Annotated in this window: 7 protein-coding genes and 2 pseudogenes; 3 read left to right on the forward strand and 6 right to left on the reverse strand. The window is 57.2% G+C overall.

The annotated features are described in order from the left end of the window. The 3 genes and pseudogenes from Q7O77_RS13070 to Q7O77_RS13080 all read right to left on the reverse strand — a co-directional run. Positions 1 to 305, reverse strand: a pseudogene (locus Q7O77_RS13070) (hypothetical protein); the annotation flags it as partial. A 58-nt stretch (positions 306 to 363) separates the two neighbouring features. Continuing rightward, a complete protein-coding gene (locus Q7O77_RS13075; protein WP_304168033.1) occupies positions 364 to 1,134 on the reverse strand; it encodes an ABC transporter permease in 771 nt (256 codons plus the stop codon). Continuing rightward, on the reverse strand, positions 1,131 to 2,069 hold the full coding sequence (locus Q7O77_RS13080; protein WP_085651204.1) for an ABC transporter ATP-binding protein: 939 nt from the start codon (positions 2,067 to 2,069) through the stop codon (positions 1,131 to 1,133). Before Q7O77_RS13080 ends, Q7O77_RS13075 begins: the two co-directional genes overlap by 4 nt. Positions 2,070 to 2,181: 112 nt before the next feature. Here Q7O77_RS13080 and can point away from each other — a divergent pair, with 112 nt between their 5' ends. Continuing rightward, the gene (gene can / locus Q7O77_RS13085) at positions 2,182 to 2,841 is read left to right on the forward strand and encodes a carbonate dehydratase (protein ID WP_085651203.1); all 660 of its coding nucleotides are present in this window, start codon (positions 2,182 to 2,184) and stop codon (positions 2,839 to 2,841) included. Positions 2,842 to 2,914: 73 nt separating this feature from the next. On the opposite strand, the gene hpt is transcribed toward can, so the two are convergent. Next, positions 2,915 to 3,445, reverse strand: a complete 531-nt coding sequence (hpt, locus tag Q7O77_RS13090) for a hypoxanthine phosphoribosyltransferase (RefSeq protein WP_085651240.1) — start codon at positions 3,443 to 3,445, stop codon at positions 2,915 to 2,917. Positions 3,446 to 3,779: 334 nt separating this feature from the next. Between hpt and Q7O77_RS13095 the strand changes: the two genes are divergently transcribed. Together Q7O77_RS13095 and Q7O77_RS13100 are read left to right on the forward strand one after the other, a co-directional pair. Continuing rightward, positions 3,780 to 4,127 (forward strand): hypothetical protein, encoded by a 348-nt coding sequence (locus tag Q7O77_RS13095; RefSeq protein ID WP_304168036.1) that lies wholly within the window; start codon positions 3,780 to 3,782, stop codon positions 4,125 to 4,127. A gap of 47 nt (positions 4,128 to 4,174) precedes the next feature. Continuing rightward, entirely contained in the window at positions 4,175 to 4,549 is a 375-nt protein-coding gene (locus Q7O77_RS13100) for a DUF6515 family protein (RefSeq protein WP_304168039.1), read from the forward strand. Here the strand turns inward: Q7O77_RS13100 and Q7O77_RS13105 are convergent. Both Q7O77_RS13105 and Q7O77_RS13110 read right to left on the reverse strand, forming a co-directional pair. Then, entirely contained in the window at positions 4,530 to 5,594 is a 1,065-nt protein-coding gene (locus Q7O77_RS13105; protein WP_304168042.1) for an ABC transporter ATP-binding protein, read from the reverse strand. The genes Q7O77_RS13100 and Q7O77_RS13105 overlap by 20 nt on opposite strands. Before the next feature lie 7 nt (positions 5,595 to 5,601). After that, a pseudogene (locus tag Q7O77_RS13110) lies at positions 5,602 to 6,446 on the reverse strand (iron ABC transporter permease); the annotation flags it as partial.

Below are 6,446 nucleotides of genomic sequence, written 5' to 3' on the forward strand. Positions count from 1 at the left end.
TCTTGTGCCGAAGGGCCGTCGGCCGGTGCGCCGAGCGCATGTTTATCAATGAATCCGGTGCCGAAGCCGAAAGCGAGCGCAGCGCGCTCTTGGGTGCCGGGGCGTACCCGGACGATCTCGCCGCGTTTGATTTCTGCGACGACAGTCATGCTGTCGCCAATCGCAGCATAAACACGGCTGTCGCGGATGAGCGTTCGATATTCGGAAGACGGTTCAGCGTAGCGCGATAACGCTTCAGCGCCGGTCAGCAACGCCAGAAGCGCCAGACCGATGCCTAGCGCTGCCGTCCTGGATGGAAAGTGCATAGGGAATTGACTTGTTGATGCCGATAATCAAAAACGCCCCCCGAAGGGGGCGAACACATTAGCCGCGCAGGCCGCGACCCCGTTCGATAAGCCACCACGCCAGCGCATAAAACGCGACGATAAAGATCACCAGTACGCCGAGCGTCAACGTCAGTGAAACGTCGTTGATCCCGAGAAAGCCGTAGCGGAAACCGCTGATCATGTACACAATCGGGTTCAGCTGGGATACGGACTGCCAAAACGGCGGCAGCAGCGTGAGCGAGTAAAAGACTCCGCCAAGATAGGTCAGCGGCGTCAGCACGAAGGTCGGGATCAGGCTGATGTCGTCAAAGGTTTTGGCGTACACCGCGTTCAATAGACCGGCCAGCGAAAACAGCATCGCGGTCAGCAACAGCGTCACCACAATCATCCACCAGGCATGCACGTGCAGCGGGACGAAGAACAGCGACACCGCGGTCACCAGAATCCCCACGCAGATCCCACGCGCCATCCCGCCGCCGATATAACCGGCGATGATAATGTGCGTCGGCACCGGCGCCACCAGCAGTTCTTCGATGTTGCGCTGAAATTTCGCGCTGAAGAACGACGACGCGACGTTGGCGTAGGCGTTAGTAATGACCGACATCATGATGAGACCGGGAACGATGAACTGCATGTAGGTAAAGCCATGCATTTCGCCGATGCGCGAGCCGATCAGGTTACCGAAAATGATGAAGTAGAGCGTCATGGTGATGACCGGCGGCACGAGCGTTTGCACCCAAATGCGGGCAAAACGATTCACTTCTTTCGTCCAGATACTCTGCAATGCGACCCAATACAACCTGCTCATGCTTTCTCCTCGTTGGCATGTTCTCCATGATGGTTAACCAGACTGACGAACAGCTCTTCCAACCGGTTAGCCTTGTTCCGCATGCTCAGTATTTGAATGCCCTGCGCGCTCAGCTGACTGAACACGCCGTTCAGCCCCTGATCCCGTTTCACGTCGACCTCCAGCGTCGTCGTGTCCACCAGCCGATGCTGATAGCCGTCCAGACGAGGCAAGGCGCTTTTTGACGCCAGATCGAGAATGAAGGTTTCCGACTGCAGTTTGGAGAGCAGCTGCTTCATCGAGGTGTTTTCCACCAGCAGGCCGTTCTGAATGATGCCGATATTGCGGCACAGCATTTCCGCTTCTTCGAGGTAGTGCGTGGTCAGAATAATGGTGGTGCCCTGCCCGTTCAGCTCCTTAAGGAACCCCCACATAGACCGGCGCAGTTCGATATCCACCCCTGCCGTCGGTTCGTCGAGGATCAGTAGTTTGGGTTCATGCATCAGGGCGCGGGCGATCATCAGACGCCGCTTCATGCCGCCGGACAACATGCGCGCCCGTTCGTTGCGTTTGCCCCACAGATCGAGCTGATTGAGGTATTTCTCGGCGCGTTGCTGCGCCGTTTTACGATCGACGCCGTAGTATCCCGCCTGATGCGTCACAATCTGATAGACGGTTTCAAACGGGTTAAAATTGAATTCCTGCGGCACCAGTCCCAGCTGGCGTTTGGCGTTGACGATGTCCTGATCGATGTCGTAACCGAAGACTTTAACTTTGCCTGAGGTCTTGTTCACCAGTGAGCTAATGATGCCGATGGTCGTGGATTTCCCCGCGCCGTTCGGGCCGAGCAGCGCATAAAAGTCGCCGGCCTCCACCTGTAAATCGATCCCTCGCAGCGCTTTGACTCCTCCTGGGTAGGTCTTGCTTAATTTCGCTAGTTCCAGTGCATACGTCATAAGAAAAAGGATGCCTTATTGTCAGTGTGTACGTCAGTTTTCAATGTTAAAACCCCAGTGATTGCTCTATATTAACTCCACTGCCATTTGTTGTTACAGGTCATTTACTTTCATGAAAACAATCGAAACGCTCATCGCTAATAACCAGAATTGGTCCGAAAAGATGGTGAAGGAAGATCCGGGTTATTTTGAACGATTAGCTCAGGCGCAGCGCCCGCGTTTTCTATGGATTGGATGTTCGGACAGTCGGGTTCCCGCGGAGAGCCTGACCAGCCTGGAGCCGGGAGAGCTCTTTGTTCACCGCAACGTCGCCAACCTGGTGATCCATACCGATTTGAACTGCCTGTCGGTCGTGCAGTATGCGGTCGAAGTGTTAGAAGTAGAACACATCATCATCTGCGGTCACTACGGCTGCGGCGGCGTACAGGCGGCGGTGGAAAACCCCGAGCTGGGGCTGATTAATAACTGGCTGCTGCACATCCGCGATCTGTGGTACAAGCATAGCTCTCTGCTGGGAGAATTGCCTCCCGAAGAGCGCTTCAACAAACTGTGTGAACTCAACGTGGTAGAGCAGGTTTATAACCTCGGCCACTCCACCATCATGCAGTCCGCCTGGAAACGGGGCCAGAAGGTGATGATCCACGGCTGGGTCTACGGTATTCAGGACGGTCGGCTGAGCGATCTGGAAGTCACCGCCACCAGTCGCGAATCGCTGGAACAGCGCTACCGCCGTACGATGTCCTCACTGCTGTCATCTTCCCGGGTAGACTAATCGCAGTAAAAAGCCGCGCTCAGCAATCGCTGTTGGCGCGGCTTTTTCATTCTAGCTTGCACAAGCGGCCAGCTTACTCCGGCACGACCTTGCCGACGTACGGCAGGTGACGATAGTGCTGCGCGTAGTCGATGCCGTAACCCACCACGAATTCGTCTTCGATAGAGAAGCCAACCCATTCGACGGGCACTTCAACTTCGCGACGCGACGGTTTATCCAACAGCGTGCAGATGGCGAGGGACTTCGGTTCGCGCAGCTGCAGAATTTCGCGAACTCGGCTCAGCGTGTTGCCGGAGTCGATGATATCTTCCACGATCAGCACATCTTTGCCGCGAATGTCTTCGTCCAGATCCTTCAGAATCTTCACGTCACGCGTAGAGTTCATGCTGTTGCCATAGCTCGACGCCGTCATGAAATCGACTTCGTGAGACACTTCCAACGTCCGGCACAGGTCCGCCATGAAGATGAACGAGCCGCGCAATAATCCCACTAGCACCATGTCGCTCTGGCTGTTCTGGTAATGCGCGCTGATTTGGCGACCGAGTTCGGCTACACGCGCCTTGATGTCCTGCTCGGAGATCATGACGTCGACGGTGTGTTTCATCATATTGAAAACTCATTGAAAGGATGTGTTCTGTATCGCCTCGCAGGCCATACCCCGATGCTGAATACGCGACCTGTGCGCACCAGAAGATATGGCCGCGGAGTATAGCAAAAGCCCCCTTCCACTAACAGGCGCTTTCATGCTCAGCCCTCAAAGCGGGCTGCTAAGGTACTGTCCAATCGTAGGAATATCGCTAAAAAAACCGCGTTGACCGCAACGTTTACACAAAATAATCAGGATTGTGTTATGCCCGTATAAAGCTGGGTAAAGCGGGTTGCCCCTCAGACGGAGAATGCCCTTATATAGGGCTACCCCCTACTGAAGAGGTGCATTGATGAAAACATTAACCCAACGTTATGGCATCGCTGCCGCCATCGCCGCGTTCTCTCTTTTCGCGACCCTGCCCAGCGCCTTTGCGCATCCGGAACAGGGCGCGCCGCAGATGGAAGGCCACGGCCACGGTGATAACGACCGTGACCGTATGCCGCACCATCCGCCGTTCCACCCGATGCCGCCAGCGTTGTATCAGGCCTCCCTGCAAACTAACGATCCCGTCGCAGGCGTGAACAAACTGGTTTCCAACGTCCCTGCGGGCAACGGCAAGACCTATGAAGTCAGCGTGAGCGTACGTGAAGTTCCGCCAGCGCCGCCCGCACCGCAAAAAGGCGCTGCGGATAAGTAAACCGGCTAGGTTTATGTGATCGTCCCTTGGCAACACAGGAATTTCGTATGAAAAGATTAGTGACAGCTTTCGCAGTGCTGAGCCTCATGCCAGCGGCCTTTGCCGCGCCTGGCGGCCCGGATATGTGGCATGGTCACGATCATGGCCCGGGCCCGGGTCCCGGCTTTCACTACGACCATCTGCCGCCGGGAGTCGAGACCGTGCTGATCGCCGGACTGACCTACTACGTACTGAACGGCATATTTTATCGTCCGGATCAGGAAGGCTATGTCGTGGTCGACAACCCGGACAACATTGAGACCACGAACACGATGACGGTACTGGACGTCAACGGCGAACGTTTTTACGTCAAAGACGGACGCTATTACCGCCACACCGTTGAAGGCGATTACATCGAGGTGCCTAGGCCGCCGGGCCTGTAATCACGGTCTTGCCTTCTTGATGAGGGAAAAAGACCGGTTGTTCGGTACGAATACTGAGCCTGACCGGCTGGTCAGGCTCAAACCAGTTATTAGTCTGGACCTGCAGCACGTCATCTCCAACTCTCACCTGATACAGGTTATTCGTTCCCAGAAACAGGCGATCCTCTATCACCGCCGTGCCTTCAGGGTCCAGCGCCAGCGCGATTTCCTGCGGACGCACCAGCCAGTCTCGCATCATCCCCGACTCCAGCCCCAGCGAGCGCGCCGCATGATGCTCGCCCAGAAAGCTCTTCCAGTCCTTGTCACCGGTAATTTTCACCGGCAGATAGTTGCCGTAGCCCATGAAGTCCGCGGTGTAGCGATTGACTGGTCGGTAGTATAGGTCGGCGGAAACGCCCTGCTGAACCAGATGGCCCTTGCGCATCAGCATCAGATGGTCGGCGAAGGCAAAGGCGTCTTCTCTCTCGGTGGTCACGAACAGGGCCGCGATATGGCGTTGCTTCAACAATCGACGCAGCTGCGTCAGCAACGGATAACGATGCTGACTATCTATCCCGGTAAACGGTGAATCCAGCAGCAGAAGCGAGGGACGACAGGCCAGCGTACGGGCCAGCGCGCCGCGCAGGCACTGCTCTTTCGACAATTCATGCGGGTAACGCTGCGCGATATCCGTCACGCCCATCAGCGCCAGAGACTCCTCCAGTACGCGGCGGGACTCTTCGCCGGGGATGTGCTGCATCCCGAAGCGGACGTTTTCCTTCACGGTCAGATGCGGAAACAGTGCGTCATCCTGAAATACCATCCCGACAGACTGGGAAGACGGAGGTTCGCCGTTGACGGGCGTTCCCGCCAGCACAATCTGGCCCTGCGTCGGCGCAATCAGCCCGGTGATGGCCTTGAGCAACGTGCTCTTGCCCTCCCCGCTTTCCGCCAGCAGGCAAACCAGCTCACTTTCATGAATGGAAAAGGTGATGCCGTCCAGGACGGGACGAGATGGGTAGCCGCAGTGCAGTTCGCGCACCGACAAGATATCAGGCATGGTCATGCGGAATTTATCCTTCCCTCTGTAGCAGACGATTAAGTCCGAATAACGGCGGCACGCCGAGCAGCACCAGCAGAAACGCCGGCGCGGCGGCCCATGCCAGTTGGTCGGATTCGACAAAGCCGAACACGTAGGTCGACAGAGTATCGACGTTAACGCGCTGCAGCAGCAGCGAAGCGTTCAGCTCGCGCAGGCTTTCGCTCCAGACCAGCAGCGCGCCGACAAGTAGCGTGCCGCGGACAGACGGAAAGACATTCAGCCACACGTTTTGCGCCGTGGAATAGCCCAGCGTTCGACTCATCGCGTTCATCCCGGGCGGCAGCTGACGTAACTGCTGGTGCATCGGGGCGATAATGAGGCTGGCGCCTCGCAAACTATAGACCAGGATCAACATCAGTACCGATCCGGACAAAACGCCCATCGCCAGCGGCATGCCGCGCGAATCGAACAGCATCAGCGCCACCAGCACGCCCATGCCCGCCAGGCTCCCCGGCAGCGCACGATTGAACCCCAGCCAGCGCAGCGGATGCCGAAACGCAGGATTGTCCGCGGTCCGCTTGTCGAACAGATATAGCATCGCCAGCCCCAGCGAAATCAGCGTCGCGCACGAAGCCGCCAGTACGCTGTTGATCGTCGCCAGCAACAGCGGCAGCGTCCAAATGGTGACCGTCGTCGTCAGCCAGTGATGCGCCAGCCACAACAGCGGCACGCCAAACGCCAACAGCACCAGCCCCCAACCGGCCGACAGCGTGATGCGGCGGAGCCAAACCGGCGACTCCGGTCGCTCGGCCGGATAAGGCGATGCGGGGCGTTGATAACGGACTTGCCAGTCCGTTATCAACGCCCCGCATCGCC

Origin of the sequence: Lonsdalea britannica, from assembly GCF_946477055.1 — a bacterium.
GTDB lineage: Bacteria > Pseudomonadota > Gammaproteobacteria > Enterobacterales > Enterobacteriaceae > Lonsdalea > Lonsdalea britannica_A.